Annotated in this window: 13 protein-coding genes; 4 read left to right on the top strand and 9 right to left on the bottom strand. The window is 61.1% G+C overall.

Translation table 11 applies throughout. The features are described from left to right. Positions 1 to 78 precede the first annotated feature (78 nt). The 3 genes from ACA052_RS26955 to ACA052_RS26945 are packed head-to-tail and all read left to right on the top strand — an operon-like array spanning position 79 to position 3,085. Positions 79 to 2,202, top strand: coding sequence for a putative bifunctional diguanylate cyclase/phosphodiesterase (locus ACA052_RS26955; RefSeq protein ID WP_497647520.1), 2,124 nt, complete (start codon positions 79 to 81; stop codon positions 2,200 to 2,202). Between the two features lie 44 nt (positions 2,203 to 2,246). Next, complete coding sequence (locus tag ACA052_RS26950; protein WP_497647519.1) at positions 2,247 to 2,735, top strand: M48 metallopeptidase family protein; 489 nt, start codon at positions 2,247 to 2,249, stop codon at positions 2,733 to 2,735. Positions 2,736 to 2,788: 53 nt separating this feature from the next. Beyond that, positions 2,789 to 3,085 carry a winged helix-turn-helix domain-containing protein gene (locus ACA052_RS26945; protein WP_497647518.1) on the top strand — a complete coding sequence of 99 codons (297 nt, stop codon included), beginning with the start codon at positions 2,789 to 2,791 and terminating at the stop codon, positions 3,083 to 3,085. A 107-nt stretch (positions 3,086 to 3,192) separates the two neighbouring features. On the opposite strand, the gene ACA052_RS26940 is transcribed toward ACA052_RS26945, so the two are convergent. Next, positions 3,193 to 3,645: a GNAT family N-acetyltransferase gene (locus tag ACA052_RS26940; RefSeq protein WP_497647517.1), complete on the bottom strand. Its 453-nt coding sequence runs from the start codon at positions 3,643 to 3,645 to the stop codon at positions 3,193 to 3,195. A gap of 255 nt (positions 3,646 to 3,900) precedes the next feature. On the opposite strand from ACA052_RS26940, the gene ACA052_RS26935 reads away from it, so the two are divergent. Beyond that, on the top strand, positions 3,901 to 4,638 hold the full coding sequence (locus tag ACA052_RS26935) for a substrate-binding periplasmic protein (RefSeq protein ID WP_497647516.1): 738 nt from the start codon (positions 3,901 to 3,903) through the stop codon (positions 4,636 to 4,638). A 143-nt stretch (positions 4,639 to 4,781) separates the two neighbouring features. Here the strand turns inward: ACA052_RS26935 and yccS are convergent, their stop codons facing one another. The 8 genes from yccS to betB all read right to left on the bottom strand — a co-directional run bounded on the left by yccS (position 4,782) and on the right by betB (position 18,051). Next, complete coding sequence (gene yccS / locus ACA052_RS26930; RefSeq protein ID WP_497647515.1) at positions 4,782 to 6,965, bottom strand: YccS family putative transporter; 2,184 nt, start codon at positions 6,963 to 6,965, stop codon at positions 4,782 to 4,784. Positions 6,966 to 7,197: 232 nt separating this feature from the next. After that, entirely contained in the window at positions 7,198 to 8,376 is a 1,179-nt protein-coding gene (locus ACA052_RS26925; RefSeq protein WP_497647514.1) for a BaiN/RdsA family NAD(P)/FAD-dependent oxidoreductase, read from the bottom strand. Between the two features lie 129 nt (positions 8,377 to 8,505). Next, entirely contained in the window at positions 8,506 to 9,843 is a 1,338-nt protein-coding gene (dbpA, locus tag ACA052_RS26920) for an ATP-dependent RNA helicase DbpA (RefSeq protein ID WP_497650406.1), read from the bottom strand. 231 nt (positions 9,844 to 10,074) lie between these two features. After that, entirely contained in the window at positions 10,075 to 11,502 is a 1,428-nt protein-coding gene (mdtD, locus tag ACA052_RS26915) for a multidrug transporter subunit MdtD (protein WP_497647513.1), read from the bottom strand. A 154-nt stretch (positions 11,503 to 11,656) separates the two neighbouring features. Beyond that, positions 11,657 to 13,006: a TldD/PmbA family protein gene (locus ACA052_RS26910; protein WP_497647512.1), complete on the bottom strand. Its 1,350-nt coding sequence runs from the start codon at positions 13,004 to 13,006 to the stop codon at positions 11,657 to 11,659. Continuing rightward, positions 13,006 to 14,448 carry a TldD/PmbA family protein gene (locus ACA052_RS26905; protein WP_497647511.1) on the bottom strand — a complete coding sequence of 481 codons (1,443 nt, stop codon included), beginning with the start codon at positions 14,446 to 14,448 and terminating at the stop codon, positions 13,006 to 13,008. The genes ACA052_RS26910 and ACA052_RS26905 overlap by 1 nt, the downstream gene beginning before the upstream one ends. A gap of 271 nt (positions 14,449 to 14,719) precedes the next feature. Then, positions 14,720 to 16,423, bottom strand: coding sequence for a choline dehydrogenase (betA, locus tag ACA052_RS26900; protein ID WP_497647510.1), 1,704 nt, complete (start codon positions 16,421 to 16,423; stop codon positions 14,720 to 14,722). Between the two features lie 155 nt (positions 16,424 to 16,578). Continuing rightward, complete coding sequence (gene betB / locus ACA052_RS26895) at positions 16,579 to 18,051, bottom strand: betaine-aldehyde dehydrogenase (RefSeq protein ID WP_497647509.1); 1,473 nt, start codon at positions 18,049 to 18,051, stop codon at positions 16,579 to 16,581. Positions 18,052 to 18,070 lie beyond the last annotated feature (19 nt).

The following is an 18,070-nucleotide window of genomic DNA, read 5'->3' as shown; positions in this document are numbered from 1 at the left end:
GCCGGTCTAGAGTGAAGGCTTAGTATTTGTCCGGTTTTCACGAGAAACCGGCCTGACGCCCCGAACAAGAGAAGCAGCATGGAATGCGCGCACCCCCCGCCAGCTGAAGGCAGTTCGATTCTTTTAATCGTCGATGATTACCCTGAAAACCTGCTCAGCATGCGCGCTTTATTGCAGCGTCAGGACTGGCAGATCATGACCGCCGCCTCGGGTTTCGAGGCGCTCGGGCTGTTACTTGAGCATGATGTCGACCTGGTGTTGTTGGATGTGCAAATGCCGGGCATGGATGGGTTTGAAGTGGCGCGCCTCATGCGTGGCAGTCAGCGAACCCGCCTTACACCGATCATTTTCCTCACCGCCAACGAGAAGTCCCAGGACGCCGTGATCAAGGGCTATGCCAGCGGCGCGGTGGACTACCTGTTCAAACCGTTCGACCCTCAAGTGCTCAAACCCAAAGTTCAGGCGTTGCTCGAGCACCAGCGCAACCGCCGCGCGTTGCAGCGCCTGAGTCATGATCTGGAAGCCGCTCGCGCGTTTAATGCCTCGGTACTGGAAAACGCTGCCGAAGGCATTCTGGTGGTGGGGGAGGACGGGCTGATCCAGTTTGCCAATCCTGCGATGTCGCGCCTGCTGAATGCGACGGTGCAAGAGCTGCAAGGCAAGGAGTTTCTGGATTTCCTGCAAAAACCGCATATCCCGATCTGGGCTGAGTCGGACATGCTGACCGGCTACACACGCGGCGAGACGCTGCGCCTGCACGACGCACTGTTGCGCACGGCGCCCGGTCAGCAAGTGCCGGTGGCGCTGTCTTGCGCACCGTTGCCCTCCGAGCAACACGCTATGGTCGTGACGGTGCAGGACATGTCGGTGGTGCGTCACCTGCATCAGCAGCTGGAATTCCAGGCTGTGACCGATCCGCTGACCGGGCTGCTCAATCGCCGGGGGTTCTATCAGACCGCGGAAAACCTGCTGCTGCGAGGCGAACGCTCGGACAGCGCATGGGTCCTGCTTTACCTCGATCTTGACGGTTTCAAGCGGGTCAACGATTCTCTCGGTCACGACGCGGGCGACCGGGTCCTGCGCTGGGTGTCCGAGCAGTTGAAAGCCTGCTTGCGGCCCTTTGACATCCTGGCGCGCATGGGCGGTGACGAGTTCACGGCGTTGCTGGACCTGGAGTTTCCCGAGCAGGCGGCAAAAATCGCTGAGAAGCTCATTGAGCGGGTGTCGATGTGTCAGCAGATTGATGGGCTGGATATCGCGCTGGGGGCGAGCATCGGCATTGCCACCTTCCCGGATTGCGGTGCCAGCCTCGACGGTCTGCTGCGGGCCTCCGACATCGCCATGTATGAAGCCAAGCGCGCCGGGCGTCAGCAGTATCGCTTCTACGATCACGAAATGAATGGCCGGGCGCGCTCGCGCTTGATGCTCGAAGAAAGCGTGCGCACGGCCATCGAGAACCGTGATTTCAATCTGGTTTATCAACCGCAGGTGGCCATTGCCGATGGCCGGATTCGCGGGTTCGAGGCGTTGTTGCGCTGGCAGCATCCGAGTGTCGGCGACGTACCGCCAGGGTTGTTTTTACCGTTGCTGGAGGAGGCTCGGCTGATCAGCCGCCTGGGCAGCTGGATCTACCAGCGTGGCGCCGGGCAACGCAAAGCCTGGGAAACCCTGTTTGCCGAGGACCTGGTGCTGGGCGTCAGTTTGAGCAGCACTCAGTTCGGCATGCCGAATCTGGTGACCGAATTGCGCCAGGTGCTGGAGCGTCATGGCTTGCAACCGCATCATCTGGAGGTCGAGGTGACTGAAGAGGCCTTGGCACACAATCCTGAGGAAACCCGCAAACAGCTGCGATTGCTGCGCAAACTCGGGGTGCGGGTGGCGTTGGATGACTTCGGTTCCGGGCCGTGTTCGCTGTCGCACCTGCGCGACCTTGAACTGGACACCCTCAAGCTTGATCGTCATTTGATCGCCCGCCTGCCGGACTCCTCACGGGATGCGGCGCTGGTGTGCAACGTGATCGAACTGTGCAATCAGTACGGGATGCTGGTGATTGCCGAAGGCGTGGAAACCGTTGCGCAGTACGAGTGGCTGCAAGCCAATGGTTGCGGGTACGTGCAAGGTTTCCTGGTGGCGCGGCCGATGATGGCCGAGGAGGTCGGCGCCTTTGCACAGCCGTTCGACTGGAGCGCGCTGGCGGGCTGAATTCGCTACACTGATGACCTTTTCGTGACTCTGTTGCTGCCCAAATGACCGCGTTGAAATACCTCCAGGCCTATCCCGCAACGTTGCAGGACCAGGTGCGCCAGCTGATCGCCGAGGGTCGGCTGGGCGACTACCTGAGCCAGCGCTACCCGGAAAAACACGGGGTGCAGAGCGACAAGGCGCTGTACACCTATGCCTTGGACCTCAAGCAGGAATATCTGCGCAACGCGCCGGCCATCGACAAGGTGTTGTTCGACAACCGACTGGACCTGACCCATCGCGCCCTCGGCCTGCACACCACGATTTCCCGGGTGCAGGGCGGCAAGCTCAAGGCCAAGAAAGAAATTCGCGTGGCCTCGTTGTTCAAGGAGGCACCCTCCGAGTTTCTGAAAATGATCGTGGTGCATGAGCTGGCGCACTTCAAGGAGTCGGATCACAACAAGGCGTTCTACAAACTGTGCGAACACATGTTGCCGGGGTATCACCAGGTGGAATTCGATTTGCGGGTGTACCTGACATGGCGGGATATGTAGGAGCTGCCGAAGGCTGCGATCTTTTGATCTTCTAATCAATACGGAATGTGTAGATGGACGTAAGCAAGACCAAAAGCAGCTTCTACCGCCGCTTGTACGTGGCGTACTTGATCGACAGCGGGCTGGCCAGCAGCGTCCCGGCGCTGACCGACGTCACGGGCATGCCGCGGCGCACGGCCCAGGACACCATTGCGGCGTTGGCGGACCTGGATATCGTTTGCGAGTTCGAGCAGGAAGAGGGCGCGCGCAACCATGCGGGGCACTACCGGATTCGCGAGTGGGGAGCGATTGATCGAGGGTGGATCGAGCGCAATCTTCAGCAGATTAAAGCGGTGCTTGAATATCCCTGAATTTCTGCGTTGGGTCGTCTGACGCCTTCGCGGGCAAGCCTCGCTCCTACAAGGTCTGCGAATACGACCAAAATCTGTAGAAGCGAGGCTTGCCCGCGAAAGGGCCCTCAGAAACGGCGCATCCCAATATGCGGAATGCCATCTTCCAGAAACTCTTCACCCGCCACCACAAACCCGTACTGCCCGTAATACCCCTGCAAATGCGCCTGGGCCGAGAGATAAACCGGCGCATCGGGCCAGCGCTTCTCAGCCTGCTTCAATGCCTGCGCCATCAACTCATGCCCAAGCCCGGCGCCGCGTGCCCCAGGCGCGGTAATCACCCGCCCAATCACCACGTCACCGCCCTGCAACTCAGGATCAAGCAACCGCAGATAAGCCACCAGCCGATCCTCTTGCCAGGCCATCAAGTGGCAGGTGTCCCCCTCCAGATCCTGGCCGTCGACGTCTTGATACACGCACTTCTGTTCTACGACGAAAACCTCTGCCCGTAATTGCAGAATGGCGTACAGCTGCTCTTTGCCCAGATCGCTGTGGTGTTTGCAGATCCAATCGACTGTCATCTTCACATTCCTTGACCAAGTCGCTCCGATACTAAGCGTCCTGCTGAAAGTTGTCTTTATGGCGAAGAATTCTGTGACAAAGGACAAAATGCCATCATTCATTTCGCGCGGCGTTGCCTTCTTTGTGTAATCTTCGATGACGCGCTTTGCAGTGGCTTCAATGAGCTAAGGTTAGACCGGAATCATGCCGGTACAGAACCTGGAAGTTTTGGCTGAAAACACGCCGGGCAGCCCGCCCGCTAAGGATTTTCTAGCATGCCGCGATTGCATCGAGCTTTTGCTTTGATTGGATTGCTGTTGCTGACTCAAAGCGCGGCAGCGGAAAAACTGCGGCTGGTGGCTGATGCCTGGCCGCCGTTTACCGACGCCACGCTGGTCAACGGTGGGTTGGCCACGGACATCGTCAGCACCGCCCTGGCCCGGGCCGGCTATGCCAGTGATTTCGAACAGGTGCCTTGGGCGCGGGCCTTGCTGGGAGTAGGCGAGGGTCGGTACGACGTGTTGGTCAACGCCTGGTACACCGACGAACGCACCAAACTCGGCCAGTTTTCCGGCGAGTACTTGCTCAACCGCGTGCGCTTTCTCAAGCGCAAAGACGCACCGATCGAATACAACAACCTGCAACAACTGCACACCTATCCGATAGCGGTGGTGCGCGGGTATGCCTATTCCCCGGAATTCGACGACGACGTCTCGCTGCAAAAAATTCCGGTGCACAGCTTCGCCATGGCCGTGCGTATGGTCGCAGCCGATCGGGTCAAGCTGACCCTGGAAGACGAATACGTCGCCCGTTACTACTTGGCCCGCGAGTCAGCCAAGGTACGTAACTCGGTGGAGTTCTTGCCCAAGCCGCTGAGCGAGAACAGCCTGCATATTCTGGTCAGCCTGAAGAACCCGCAGCATGAACAGATCGTCGCCGGTTTTGACCGCGAGATTGCGGCGATGAAAGTGGACGGGAGTTATGAGCGGTTGATGAAGCAGCATGGGATGTGAGCTTTGTGGTGTGGTTGATGGCCCCTTCGCGAGCAAGCCCGCTCCCACATTAGTTCTCCAGTGTGGACAGATTTCGTGTACGACAAAGATCAAGTGTGGGAGCGGGCTTGCTCGCGAAGGGGTCATCCCTGACAACACACCTCTCAATCCTCGCTAGTATCCTTGATCAAATGCGCCGCCAACGTCCGCAACGGCCCAAGCTGCCGGCAGATCAACGCCAACTGCGTCTGCACCAGCCGTTGGCCTTCGTCGATCTCATCCGGCATCTGCTCCAGTTCGTTGGCCAGCGCCTCTTCCTCATCGCTCTGAATCGCAATTGGCAGTTTGCTCGCCAGGCCTTGGGCGATTTCATCGATGCTGGCGGCCAGTTTCACGCCGGCACTGTCGATCAGATGCTCGCGTACATCGGGCGGTAACTGGGTCTCACGGTGGGCGCCCAGGCCGGATAAATAGCTGAGCAAGGTGTGCGACAGCACCAGGAAGCGGAACCCGACGTCCGCTTCCTTACGGAAATGCCCCGGCTCCATCAGCATGTTGGCCAGCGTCGTCGACAGCGCCGCATCCGCGTTGTGGGCGTTACGCCGCGCCAGTCGATACGCCAGGTCGTCGCGTTTGCCAGCGGCGTATTGCTGCATGATTTGGCGCAGGTAGATGCTGTTGCAGGTCAGGGTGTTGGCCAGCACTTTGTTCAGGCGACGGCCTTGCCAGTCGGGCAGGAACAGGAACACCGCCAGCCCCGCGATCAGGCTGCCGAGCAAGGTATCGAGCAGCCGTGGCAGGAACAACCCGTAACCGTCACCCACCTGGTTGAAGCAGAACAACACCATCAGGGTGATTGCCGCCGTGGCCAGCGTGTAGCGGGTGGTGCGGTTGGTAAAGAACACCACGCCGGCGGCAATGGCGAAGCATGACTGGATCAGCGGGTTCGGGAACAGGTCGAACAGCGCCCAGGCGAGCGTCAGGCCGATGGCCGTGCCGATGATCCGCTGGCCGAGCTTGCGTCGTGTGGCGCCGTAGTTCGGCTGGCAGACGAAAAGGGTGGTGAGGATGATCCAGTAACCCTGGGACGGGTGGATCAAGTGCACCATGCCGTAGCCGATGCTCAGCGCCAGCGGCAAGCGCAGGGCGTGCCGGAACAGCAGTGACGTCGGTGTCAGTTGAGTGCGCAATCGTACCCACACATCCTTGAGGCTGCGCGGTGAGCGGTCGAGCAGGCTGCTGTCGGTGGCGTCGGCCAAGGCATCGGGGTTGCTGGCGTCGCTGAGCAAACGGTCGAGTGTGCCGAGATTGGCCGCCAGTGCCCGCAATGACCGCAGCAAGCCGCGCCAGGCCGGGTTGCTCTGAACGCGGAGGTGTTCGAGCGAGGCATGCAAATCGCCCAGGGCTTCGGCGAAGCTCGCGTCATAGATGAACGGCTGGCGCATCTGAATCGACTCGGCCAGTGCACGGCAGGCCTTGCCTTGCTGGCGCAGGAGGCGCTGACAGCGGAACAGCACGTCGCTATGGAAGAACGCTTCGGCCAGGGCGTTGTAAGGGTAGTGCGACGAACTGGCGCGCTCGTGGATGTCCTGGGCGAGGAAGTACAGCTTCAGGTAGCGGCTGACTTTCGAGCCTGGCCGGCCGTTGCCGACCCGGTGCAGGATGATTTCCTTGGCCGCGTTCAATGCCGCCACCACACGACCGTTCTGTTGGGCCAGTTCCAGTCGGCGCGCTTCCACGTCCATCTGGCGGATCGGCTCGAACAACGACGATTTCAGCTTCAGGTAAAAACCCAGCTCACGGAACAACCGCGCCAGGCTCTGCTGCACCGGCTGGTTGGAAAACAGGGCTTGCCACAACACCGAGAGCAAACCGTACCAGGCCGCGCCGGCCACCAGCAGCATCGGCTCGTGCCAGAAATCGGTCACAGCGCCGCCGCGCTGGTCCACGCCGATCACGGTGTACACCGACAGAATCAACGTCGCCGAAGCAATCGCGCCATAGCGCTCGCCGAGGGCGCCGAGCATGGTCAGGCCGAAACTGGCCAGCGCCAGGGCGATGATGAAGATAATGGGGTAGGGGAAAAGCAATTCGACGGAGAGCGCGGCGACGCTGAAACACACCAGCGTCACGGCCAGCGCATTGAGACGGCCCTGCCAGCTGTCGTCGGTTTCGGCCAGGGCACTGGCGATAATCCCGAGGAACAACGGGATCAGCAGCCCCATTTCATCCTGATACCAACAGACAGCCATGGTGCCGGTCAGGGCGATGAACACCCGCACGCTGTAGCTGAATTTATCCAGCGCCCAGAGGCGACGCAGAGACTGACGAAATGGGGTCGATGACATGAAGTGCGAGGGCCTTCCGAGGCAATGCCGCTAAATTGAGCCAGTAATGACGCCGACGCAATGGCGCCGATCACATCTGACAGCAAAATCTGTTCCTTCCCTGGCGAAACACCCACCGTGAAATACGATCCCCTGTAGGAGCTGCCGAGTGAAACGAGGCTGCGATCTTTTGATTTTGTTTTTCAAGATCAAAAGATCGCAGCCTGCGGCAGCTCCTACAGGGGTGGGGTGGTCAGACGTATTGCGCGGCGGCGTAGGCGGAGGCCCAGGCCCACTGGAAGTTGAAACCGCCCAGATGCCCGGTCACGTCGAGCACTTCACCGATGAAGTACAGGCCAGGGCTTTTCAGCGATTCCATGGTCTTCGACGACACTTCATGGGTATCGACGCCGCCCAGCGTTACTTCCGCAGTGCGGTAGCCTTCAGTGCCGGCCGGCACCACTTTCCAGCTCGCCAGTTTTTCGGCGATGTCGGCGATTTCCGCATGGGTGTACTGTTTCATCGGTTTGGAGACGAACCAGTTGTCCGCCAGCAGGTTGGCCATCTTCTTGGTGAAGATTTCACCCAGCAGGGTTTTCAGCTCACTGTTCGGGCGCTCGGCTTGCTGCTGTTGCAGCCAGGTCGGCACGTCGTGGTCCGGCATCAGGTTGATCTCCACCGTGTCGCCGGATTCCCAGAACGAAGAAATCTGCAAAATGGCCGGACCGCTGAGGCCGCGATGGGTAAAGAGGATGTTCTCGCGAAAGCTCTGGTCGTTGCAGCTCACCAGGCAATCCACCGACGTGCCGGACAGTTCGGTGCAAATTTCCTTGAGCTGATCGGTGATGGTGAACGGCACCAGGCCGGCGCGGGTCGGCAGCAAGTCGTGGCCGAATTGCTTCGCCACCTGATAACCGAAACCGGTCGCGCCCAGCGTCGGGATCGACAGGCCACCGGTGGCGATCACCAGCGATTCGCACGTCAACTGACCGAGCGTGGTGTCCAGCAAGTAGCCGCTTTCGAGCTTCTCGATGGTCTGGATCGAGGTGTCCAGGTGCAGGCTGACGCCGACCTGATCACACTCGTTGAGCAGCATTTCCAGGATGTCACTGGATTTGTTATCGCAGAACAACTGGCCGAGTTTTTTCTCGTGGTACGGCACGCCATGCTTGGCGACCATGCCGATAAAATCCCACTGGGTGTAGCGCGCCAGTGCGGATTTGCAGAAGTGTTCGTTTTGCGAGAGGAAATTGCCCGGTTCGGTGTACATGTTGGTGAAATTGCAGCGGCCACCGCCCGACATCAGGATTTTCTTGCCGGCCTTGTTCGCATGGTCGAGCAACATCACCTTGCGCCCACGCCCGGCGGCGGTCAGCGCACACATCAACCCTGCGGCGCCAGCGCCAATGATCATGACTTCGGTAGAGCGCAAAACGGTGTCCTCGGAATAGAAAACCTGTAGGAGCTGCCGAAGGCTGCGATCTTTTGACCTTGTTGTTTAAGATCAAAAGATCGCAGCCTCGTTTCACTCGGCAGCTCCTACAGGGGATATGCGTAGTTCTTACAGGATGCGCACGCGCAACGAGCGGCCTTTGATCTTGCCGTCGTTCAGGCGCTGCAAGGCTTGCTTGGCGATGCCGCGTTCCACGGCCACATAGGCCTGGAAGTCGAAGATGGCGATCTTGCCGACCTGGGCACCCGGAATGCCGGCATCGCCCGTCAGTGCACCCAGAATGTCGCCCGGACGTACTTTGTCTTTACGGCCCGCGCCGATAACCAACGTGCTCATCGCCGGCAGCAACGGTCCGCCGCCCTGGGACTTGAGGTTGTCCAGCTGATCCCAGCTCAACGGCGACTTCTGCAGTTGCTCGATGGCCTGGGCGCGGTGCGCTTCGGACGGGGCGACCAGGCTGATCGCAATCCCTTTCTCACCGGCGCGGCCCGTACGGCCTACACGGTGAATGTGAATTTCCGAATCACGGGCCAGCTCGACGTTGATCACCATGTCCAGCGCATCGATGTCCAGACCGCGAGCGGCGACGTCGGTGGCAACCAGTACCGAGGTACTGCGGTTGGCGAACATTGCCAGTACCTGGTCACGGTCACGTTGTTCCAGATCGCCGTGCAGGCCGACGGCAGAGATGCCTTTGGCGGTCAGGTGATCGACGGTTTCCTGAACCTGCTGCTTGGTGAAGCAGAACGCCACGCAGGACGCCGGACGGTGATGCGCAAGGACCTTAACCACCGCGTCCATGCGTTCTTCCGGAGAAATCTCGTAGAAACGCTGCTCGATCTGCGTGTCGTCGTGGAACGCCTCGGCTTTCACAATCTGAGGGTTGCGCATGAACTTCGAGGCCAACTGCTTGATGCCCACCGGGTAAGTGGCCGAGAACAGCAGGGTTTGGCGACGTTCCGGGCACTGGGCGATGATTTCTTCGATGGAATCGTAGAAACCCATGTCGAGCATGCGATCGGCTTCATCGAGGATCAGCGTGTTCAGGCCATGAAGTATCAGCGAACCCTTGCGCAGGTGCTGCTGGATACGACCCGGGGTGCCGACGATGATGTGCGCGCCGTGCTCCAGAGAACCGATCTGCGGGCCAAACGACACGCCACCGCACAGGGTCAGGACCTTGATGTTGTCTTCGGAACGGGCCAGGCGACGGATTTCCTTGGCCACCTGGTCAGCCAGCTCGCGCGTCGGGCAAATGACCAGTGCCTGGCAACCGAAGAAGCGCGGATTGATCGGGTTCAGCAGGCCGATACCGAAGGCGGCGGTCTTGCCGCTGCCGGTCTTGGCCTGGGCGATCAGATCCATCCCCTTGAGGATCACCGGCAAGCTTTGCGCCTGGATCGGCGTCATCTGGGCATAACCGAGGGAGTCGAGGTTAGCCAGCATGGCGGCGGACAGCGGCAAAGTATTAAAAGCGGTGGCGATGGTGGTCACGGGACTGGCCTGCAAAACAAAATGTCGCGCAGTGTATCAGTCCTATGGCCATTCGCCCGTAGTTTCCGGACGAGACGTCGTAGCAGCTGCCGAGGCACGAGGCTGCGTGGGGCTGCGAAGCGGCCCCCGAGGGCGGTCCTGCGGACGCGCAACGCAGCCTCGTGGCTCGGCAGCTGCTACAAATCAGTGCTCTATGTCGTGCTCGCGGCTGACTGTTCGTCGACCATCATTGGGTGAAAGTTGCGAGAAGATGGTGGCGGCCAGCATTGCCATGATCCCGACGGTCACGAAGGTCAGTTGGAACGCGCCCAATATCGTGTCCACCCCATCGTTTCCGACTTCTGCGGTAAACCCGCCGAGCAAGGCACCGGCGCAGGCAACGCCGAGGCTCAGGGACAATTGCGCGACCACCGACAGCAGGCTGTTGCCGCTGCTGGCGCTGGCGTCGTCGAGGTCGATGAGCGTGACGGTATTCATCGCGGTGAACTGCAGCGAGTTGATCGCGCCGAGAATCGCCAGCATCCCCAGCAGCAACCAGTACGGCGTTTGTTCGCTGACCAGCCCCATGCTCGCCAGCATCAGCCCCAGGGCCAAGGTGTTGCCGGTCAGCACGATCCGGTAGCCCAGGCGCTCGATCATCGGTCGCGCCACGGACTTGGCGACCATCGCCGCAGCAGCCAGCGGCAGCATGCTCATCCCGGCCTGGGACGGCGAGTAACCCAGCGCCACTTGCAGCAGCAACGGCACGAGGAACGGCAGGGCGCCGCTGCCCAGACGGGCGAACAGGTTGCCGAGGATGCCGACGGCGAAGGTACGGGTCTGGAACAGTGAGGGCGCAAACAGCGGATTCTCGGTGTGCCCGGCCCGCAACCAATACGCCGCCAGGCAGGCCATGCCGCCGAACAGCAGCAACATCACCCGCAAGTGCGGCAGGTGCAATTCGCCGAGGCCTTCCATTGCGATGGTGATCAGCACCATCGCCGCCCCAAACAGCAAAAAGCCCAGGCTGTCGAAACGCGTGCGTTCGCTACCGCGCAGGTCGGGGATGAACTTCCAGACGGCGTAGCAGCCGATGGCGCCGACCGGCAAGTTGATCAGGAAGATCCAGTGCCAGGTCAGGTATTCCACCATCCAGCCGCCCATCGTCGGGCCGATCAACGGGCCGAGCAGGCCGGGAATGGTGATGAAACCCATGATCCGCACCAGTTCCGAGCGCGGGTAAGCGCGCAGGACCACGAGCCTGCCGACCGGCAGCATCAGCGCGCCGCCCAGGCCTTGAATCACCCGGGCGCCGATCAGCAGGCTCAGGCTGGTCGACAACGCGCAGAGCAGCGAACCGATGCTGAACAACAGGATCGCGCCGAAGAAGATTTTCTTGGTGCCGAAACGGTCGGCGATCCAGCCCGATGCGGGGATCAGCAAGGCAACGGTGAGCATGTAGGCGATGATCACGCCCTGCATGCGCAACGGGTCTTCCGCCAAGTCGCGGGCCATGGCCGGCAGGGCGGTGTTGAGGATTGTCCCGTCGAGGGACTGCATGAAGAAAGCAATGGCGACGACCCACGGGACCCAGCGGGCAGTGACAGCGTCGAGAGGTTGGCGGTTGGGCATGGGACCTCTTGTGGGTTGGCAAAGAACCATTGTGGCGAGGGGATTTATCCCCGTTCGGCTGCGAAGCAGTCGTAAGCTTTTGGGGTGGCTACGCCACCCAACGGGGATAAATCCCCTCGCCACAAAATCCCCCGTATTCGGGGAACGGGTATTTTTACAGGGTCAATGTTAGTCGACTGATCAAGGCACCCGGCAACAACGCCGAGGCCGTGGCCCGCTGGCTGTAGGTGCTGGCCGACAGCAGCAATTCGCGCTCCTCGGTCAACGCTTCCAGCTGCGAACCCAGCAAACTGTAGGCGCTGTCATCAAAGCGCATGGTGCTGACCGGCGCCTGTATCTCGCCGTTCTCGACCCAGAACGTCGCGAACCGCGTCATGCCGGTCAGGCGCGCAGCCGGTTGGTCCGAGTAGTTCAGGTACCAGAGGTTGCTGATGTACAAACCGGTGCCTAGTTGCTTGAGGATCTCGGCTTCTGGCAACGTCCCGCCCAGCATGTTCAAGGCGCTTGGCATTTCACCGCCACTGGCGCCGTTGGCGGTCAGGCCATATTCCGCCGCACTGCGAGAGCTGACCATCTGGGCACCCGCCTTGCCGCTGACAATCAATTGCAGATCGCTGCGCGGATAACCTTCGCCGGAAAACGCCGGGCTCAACGAACCGCTGACCTTTTCATCGATCGACACGAGCGTGCTGAACGAATGGTCACCCGCGTAAAGCTTCTGCAGCGGACTGTTTTTACTGGCAATCGACTGCGCCGAGAAGCCGCCCCAGCCCAGCATGTCCATGATCTCTCCCAGGGCTGCCGGTGCCAGATAGGCCCGGTACTGTCCTGGCGCCAACGTGCGTTGCGGTCTGCCCAGGAACGCCAGTTGCTCGCGCGCCTGCCGGAAGCGTTTGGCAAACCCCTCGCTGTTCCAGTCGTGCCCCGCGTAGCTGGCCTTCACCGCCTGACCGTTTTCGTGGAACAGGCTGAAATCGAAGTTAAAGCTGTTGGCCTGATGCCAGCCGAACGCACCTGAAGAGCTGGCGAAACCGCGACTGATCGGGCCGGCGGCGTAGAAACCCACCAGGTCCAGCCCTTCGGCAGCCTGGGTGATTTCGGCCACCACCTGCTCGGTGTCCGGCAGCGGATGCTCCTGCACATTCTTGCTCTGCCAGCCGGTGTAGTTGAGCAGCAAGTACGGATCCTGCGGCACCAGCGGCAAGGTCTCGCGCAACTGTTGCAGGCCGTCGGCCAGCCGCTGGAGATCGCCTTCAGCATCGCCGGACAGCGTGATATCAAGGTCGGCATGCCGGCCTTCGTTGATCAGTTTGAAACCGACGCTCGCCTGCTGCACATGACCGGCCTGTCGAACCTTGGCGTGATTGAATCGCACGAAGGCCGACGACTCGGCGGCGTAGCTGAGGGTGAACTGCTCCGGTTCGCGAATCGCGTCGCGCAACCCGTTGACCAGAGCCTTGAACACATCAGCCTGGCTTTTTGAAATGCTCGTCGACTGACTCATCAGGCGTCTCCCCCAAACACATCGACATGGCTGAACACACAGGCGGGCGAGGCATGGCCGACGCGGATAACCTGATTGGGTTCGCCCTTGCCGCAGTTCGGCGTACCGAGAACCTTGAAGGTGTCGGCATCGCCAACGGCGCTGAGGCTTTTCCAGAACTGCGCGGAAATCGCCCGGTAGTTGGGGTTTTTCACCACGCCTTTGAGTTCGCCGTTTTCAATCAACTGCGCCCACTCGCAACCGAACTGGAATTTGTTGCGCGCATCATCGATCGACCACGAACGGTTGGTGCTCATCAAAATGCCGTGTTCGATGGTGCCGATCAGTTGTTCCAGTGGCTGATCGCCGGGCTCGATGTTGAGGTTGGCCATGCGATCGATTGGCGGACGGTTCCAGCCGCAGGCGCGACTGTTGGCGACGCCATCCAGGCCTGCGCGGAATTGCGACAGCGCACCGCCCAGTGGACGCAGCAACACACCTTCCTTGATCAGGAATTGCTTGCTGGCAGCGGTGCCATCGTCATCATGGCCGTAGCTGGCGAGCTGCTCGGGGATGTCCGGGTCGAAGCTTACGTTGAGTAATTTGGAGCCGTATTGCAGGCTGCCGAAGTCTTCTGCCTTGACGAAACTGGTGCCGGCGTAATTGCGCTCGTCGCCCAGAATGCGGTCCAGTTCCAGCGGATGACCGATGGATTCATGGATCTGCAGCATCATCTGGTCGGGCATCAACAACAGGTCACGCGGGCCTTGCGGGGTGTTTGGCGCCAGTAGCAATTGCAGCGCTTGATCGGCGATTTTCGGGCCGGCGCCCACCAGGCCGCAGCGGCTGATGACATCGAAGCCACCCTGTTGGCCGAAGTTCTCGCGGCCGAGGGTGCGGGTCTGGCTGTCACTGCCGTCGTAGGCGGTGACTTCCAGGCTCGGGTAGATGAAACGTTGCGCCTGGCGCAGTTCGGCGCCGGCGCTGCTGAGGTAGATTTGCTCGACGTTGGTGATACCGATGCTCACCTGCCAGTTCACCAGTCGCTCGTCCTTGGGCACGGCGGCGGATTCGGCGCCGAGCAGTTGGTAGCAGTCGCTCAGGGATGGGAAGGGCTGGTCGAGGTTCGGCGAAAAGTAATCGGCGCGATCGCTGGAAACGGCTTGTTCGCGCAGGTCGAGCAACGCATGGGGCTTGAGCCTCCGGGCTTGTTGCTCGGCGCGGTCGAGGGCGGTTTGCAGGCCTTGTTGCGACAGATCGTTGGTCGCGGCATAGGCTTCGACGCCGTTGACCCGAACGGTCAGCATCGCGCCTTCGTCACGGCTCAGGCTTGGAGGTTCGGCGACATTCTTGCGCACCGACAGGTACTGGCCGGACTCACGCACATAACGCAGCGAAAAGAATTCAGCTCCCGTGCGCAAGGCAGCGAAGCGCTGCTTGAGCTGGGGGTGGAAATCGAACATTCGGGAACCTCCCTGGTATGGAGTGGCGGTGTAGCGATGCAGCGAGGGGGGTGAAACGTTTGCGTGGCGCTAGATTAGGCCTGGGCGGGGGATGGGATCAAGCTTGGATCGGTGTGGGGAAGGATTGCCGGGAGATATGGGGTGTCTGGTCGGGCCTCTTCGCGGGCAAGCCCGCTCTCACAGGGATCTTGGGTGGATCACAAATCTGCAATCCAACCCGGAACCTGTGGGAGCGGGCTTGCCCGCGAAGGTAGCGCCTCGGTTTCGCGTCTTACTGAGCAGCAGGGCTCACATCCCGCATTGGCTTGCCCCGCACCGGTGCATCACCGGCCACGAAGTAGGCGGCGGTGCTGCGCGGCAGCGGTTTGCGACCGCGAATCTTGTCGGCGATTTTCTCGGCGATCATGATCGTAGGCGCGTTCAGGTTGCCGGTGGTGATGATCGGCATGATCGAGGCATCGACCACACGCAGGGCTTGCATGCCGTGCACACGGCCTTCGGCATCGACCACGGCCATTTCGTCGGTGCCCATCTTGCACGAGCAGGACGGGTGGAACGCGGTTTCGGCGTGTTCGCGGATGAACTTGTCGAGTTGCTCATCGGTTTGCACGTCGATGCCCGGGCTGATTTCGCGGCCACGGAAGGCGTCCAGCGCAGGCTGCTGCATGATTTCACGGGTCAGGCGGATGCCGTCACGGAATTCCTGCCAGTCCTGTTCGGTGGCCATGTAGTTGAAGAGGATGCTCGGGTACTCGCGAGGATCCTTGGACTTGGCCTGGATGCGACCGCGGCTTGGCGAACGCATGGAACCCATGTGTGCCTGGAAGCCGTGCTCTTTCACACCGTTGCTGCCGTTGTAGTTAATCGCGACCGGCAGGAAATGGTACTGAATGTTCGGCCAATCGAATTCCGGACGGGTACGAATGAAACCGCCGGCTTCGAACTGGTTGCTGGCGCCGATGCCGGTGCCGTTGAACAACCACTCGGCACCGATGGCTGGCTGGTTGTACCAGAGCAGCGACGGGTACAGCGAGACCGGTTGGGTGCAGGCGTATTGCAGGTACAGCTCAAGGTGATCCTGCAGGTTTTCGCCGACGCCTGGCAGGTCGTGGACCACCGGGATGTCGAGCTTGTTCAGCAGTTCGGCCGGGCCGACGCCGGAACGTTGCAGAATCTGCGGCGAAGCGATGGCGCCGGAGCACAGCAGCACTTCCTTGCGGGCGCGGGCTTCAACGCGCTCTTCAGCGGCGCCGATCAGGTAACGCACGCCGACCGCGCGCTTGCCTTCGAACAGGATCTTGTCGGTCAGGGCGTGGGTGACGATGGTCAGGGTCGAACGCTTCTTGGCAACGTCCAGGTAACCGCGAGAGGTGCTGGCGCGCCGGCCGTTCGGCGTGACGGTACGGTCCATCGGGCCGAAGCCTTCTTGCTGGTAACCGTTGAGGTCTTCGGTGCGCGGGTAACCGGCTTGCACGCCTGCTTCAACCATCGCGTGGAACAGCGGGTTGTTGCCGGCTTTCGGCGTGGTCACGCTGACCGGACCTTCGCCACCGTGGTAGTCGTTCGGACCGATGTCGCGGGTTTCCGCCTTGCGGAAATACGGCAGACAGTTCAGGTAATCCCAGTCTTCCAGACCTGGAAGCTTGGACCAATTGTCGTAGTCCATCGCGTTGCCGCGGATGTAGCACATGCCGTTGATCAGCGAAGAACCGCCCAGGCCCTTGCCGCGACCGCATTCCATCCGGCGACCGTCCATGTGTGGCTCTGGATCGGTTTCGTACGCCCAGTTGTAGCGGCGGCCTTGCAGCGGGAACGCCAAAGCGGCCGGCATTTGTGTGCGGAAGTCGAGACGGTAGTCCGGGCCGCCGGCTTCGAGCAGCAGGACGGTGACGCCGGCGTCTTCAGTCAGACGGGTCGCCAGGGTGTTACCGGCCGAGCCGGCACCGATGATGATGTAATCGAATTCTTGGGACATTGAATGCACCCTCTTTGAAAGTGGTCAGGTCGCCTGTAGCAGCTGCCGAGGTACGAGGCTGCGTTGGGCTGCGCAGCGGCCCCTTGAGGGTGGTCCTGCGGACGCGCAACGCAGCCTCGTGCCTCGGCAGCTGCTACAGGGTTTTCAGCCGGGACTTAGAACACCGAGGCGTAGTCGCCGAGTTCGACCTGTACCGATTTGATGCGCGTGAAGTTGTTCAGCGAGCTGATGCCGTTCTCACGGCCCACGCCCGATTGCTTGTAGCCACCGACCGGCATTTTCGCGTCGGACTCGCCCCAGGCGTTGATCCAGCAGATACCGGCTTCCAGTTGATGAATCACGCGGTGAGCGCGGTTCAGGTCCTTGGTGACGACACCAGCGGCCAGGCCGAAGTCGGTTTCGTTGGCGCGACGGATCACTTCTTCCTCGGTGTCGTAGGTCAGGATGGCCATGACCGGGCCGAAGATTTCTTCGCGAACGATGGTCATCTCGTCGGTGCAGTCGGTGAACACGGTCGGCGCCACGAACGCGCCTTTGGCGAATTCGCCTTCGGTCAGACGGCCGCCGCCGCACAGAACGCGAGCGCCTTCTTCCTTGCCTTTGGCGATGTAGCCCAGCACGCTTTCCATGTGGGCGAAGCTGACCAGCGGGCCGAAGTTGGTGTTCTCGTGTTCCGGGTTGCCGACGCGGATGCGCGCAACGCGCTCGGCGATCTTGGCTTCGAAAGCCGCTTTGAGGTGCGTCGGTACAAACACACGGGTGCCGTTGGTGCAGACCTGGCCGGAGCTGTAGAAGTTGGCCATCATCGCGGTATCGGCGGCGCGGTCGAGGTCGGCGTCGTCGAAAATGATCAGCGGGGATTTGCCGCCCAGTTCCATGGTCACGTCTTTGAGCGACGAGGCGGAAGCGCTGGCCATGACCTTCTTGCCGGTGTCGGTGCCGCCGGTGAAGGAGATTTTTTCGATGCGCGGGTGCTCGGTCAGCCAGGTGCCGACTTCACGGCCGCTGCCGGTCAGGACGTTGAACACGCCAGCTGGCAGGCCTGCTTCGGTGTAGATCTCGGCCAGTTTAAGCGTGGTCAGGGAAGTGACTTCGCTTGGCTTGAAGATCATCGCGTTGCCGGCCGCCAGGGCCGGTGCGGATTTCCACAGGGCGATCTGGATCGGGTAGTTCCACGCGCCAATACCGGCGACAACGCCCAGCGGCTCGCGACGGGTGTAGACGAACGAAGTGGTGCGCAGCGGGATCTGCTCGCCTTCGATGGCCGGTACCAGACCTGCGTAGTACTCCAGCACGTCAGCGCCGGTGACGATGTCGACGTACTTGGTTTCGGAGTACGACTTGCCGGTGTCCAGGGTTTCCAGGGCGGCCAGTTCATCGTTGCGCTCGCGCAGGATGTCCACGGCTCGACGCAGGATGCGCGAACGCTCCATGGCGGTCATCGCCGCCCAGATTTTCTGGCCCTTTTCGGCGCTGACCACAGCGCGCTCCACGTCTTCTTTGGTCGCACGCTGTACGTTTGCGAGGACTTCACCGTTAGCCGGGTTGATGGCTTCGAAAGTGGCGTCGCTGCTGGCGTCACTGTAGCCGCCATCGATGTAGAGTTTTTGCAGTTCGAAACGGGCCATAAAGTCCTCGCAGAGCATA

Source organism: Pseudomonas sp. LBUM1644, from assembly GCF_059716195.1.
The sequence above is the reverse complement of the archived record's forward strand: the minus strand, read 5'-3'. Positions and strand labels throughout refer to the sequence as shown.

Bases quoted from the DNA above. Each gene is read 5' to 3' on its own strand.
- ACA052_RS26955 (WP_497647520.1), top strand. From the start codon at position 79: ATGGAATGCGCGCACCCCCCGCCAGCTGAAGGCAGTTCGATTCTTTTA.
- ACA052_RS26950 (WP_497647519.1), top strand. From the start codon at position 2,247: ATGACCGCGTTGAAATACCTCCAGGCCTATCCCGCAACGTTGCAGGAC.
- ACA052_RS26945 (WP_497647518.1), top strand. From the start codon at position 2,789: ATGGACGTAAGCAAGACCAAAAGCAGCTTCTACCGCCGCTTGTACGTG.
- ACA052_RS26940 (WP_497647517.1), bottom strand. From the start codon at position 3,645: ATGACAGTCGATTGGATCTGCAAACACCACAGCGATCTGGGCAAAGAG.
- ACA052_RS26935 (WP_497647516.1), top strand. From the start codon at position 3,901: ATGCCGCGATTGCATCGAGCTTTTGCTTTGATTGGATTGCTGTTGCTG.
- yccS (WP_497647515.1), bottom strand. From the start codon at position 6,965: ATGTCATCGACCCCATTTCGTCAGTCTCTGCGTCGCCTCTGGGCGCTG.
- dbpA (WP_497650406.1), bottom strand. From the start codon at position 9,843: ATGCTGGCTAACCTCGACTCCCTCGGTTATGCCCAGATGACGCCGATC.
- mdtD (WP_497647513.1), bottom strand. From the start codon at position 11,502: ATGCCCAACCGCCAACCTCTCGACGCTGTCACTGCCCGCTGGGTCCCG.
- ACA052_RS26910 (WP_497647512.1), bottom strand. From the start codon at position 13,006: ATGAGTCAGTCGACGAGCATTTCAAAAAGCCAGGCTGATGTGTTCAAG.
- ACA052_RS26905 (WP_497647511.1), bottom strand. From the start codon at position 14,448: ATGTTCGATTTCCACCCCCAGCTCAAGCAGCGCTTCGCTGCCTTGCGC.
- betA (WP_497647510.1), bottom strand. From the start codon at position 16,423: ATGTCCCAAGAATTCGATTACATCATCATCGGTGCCGGCTCGGCCGGT.
- betB (WP_497647509.1), bottom strand. From the start codon at position 18,051: ATGGCCCGTTTCGAACTGCAAAAACTCTACATCGATGGCGGCTACAGT.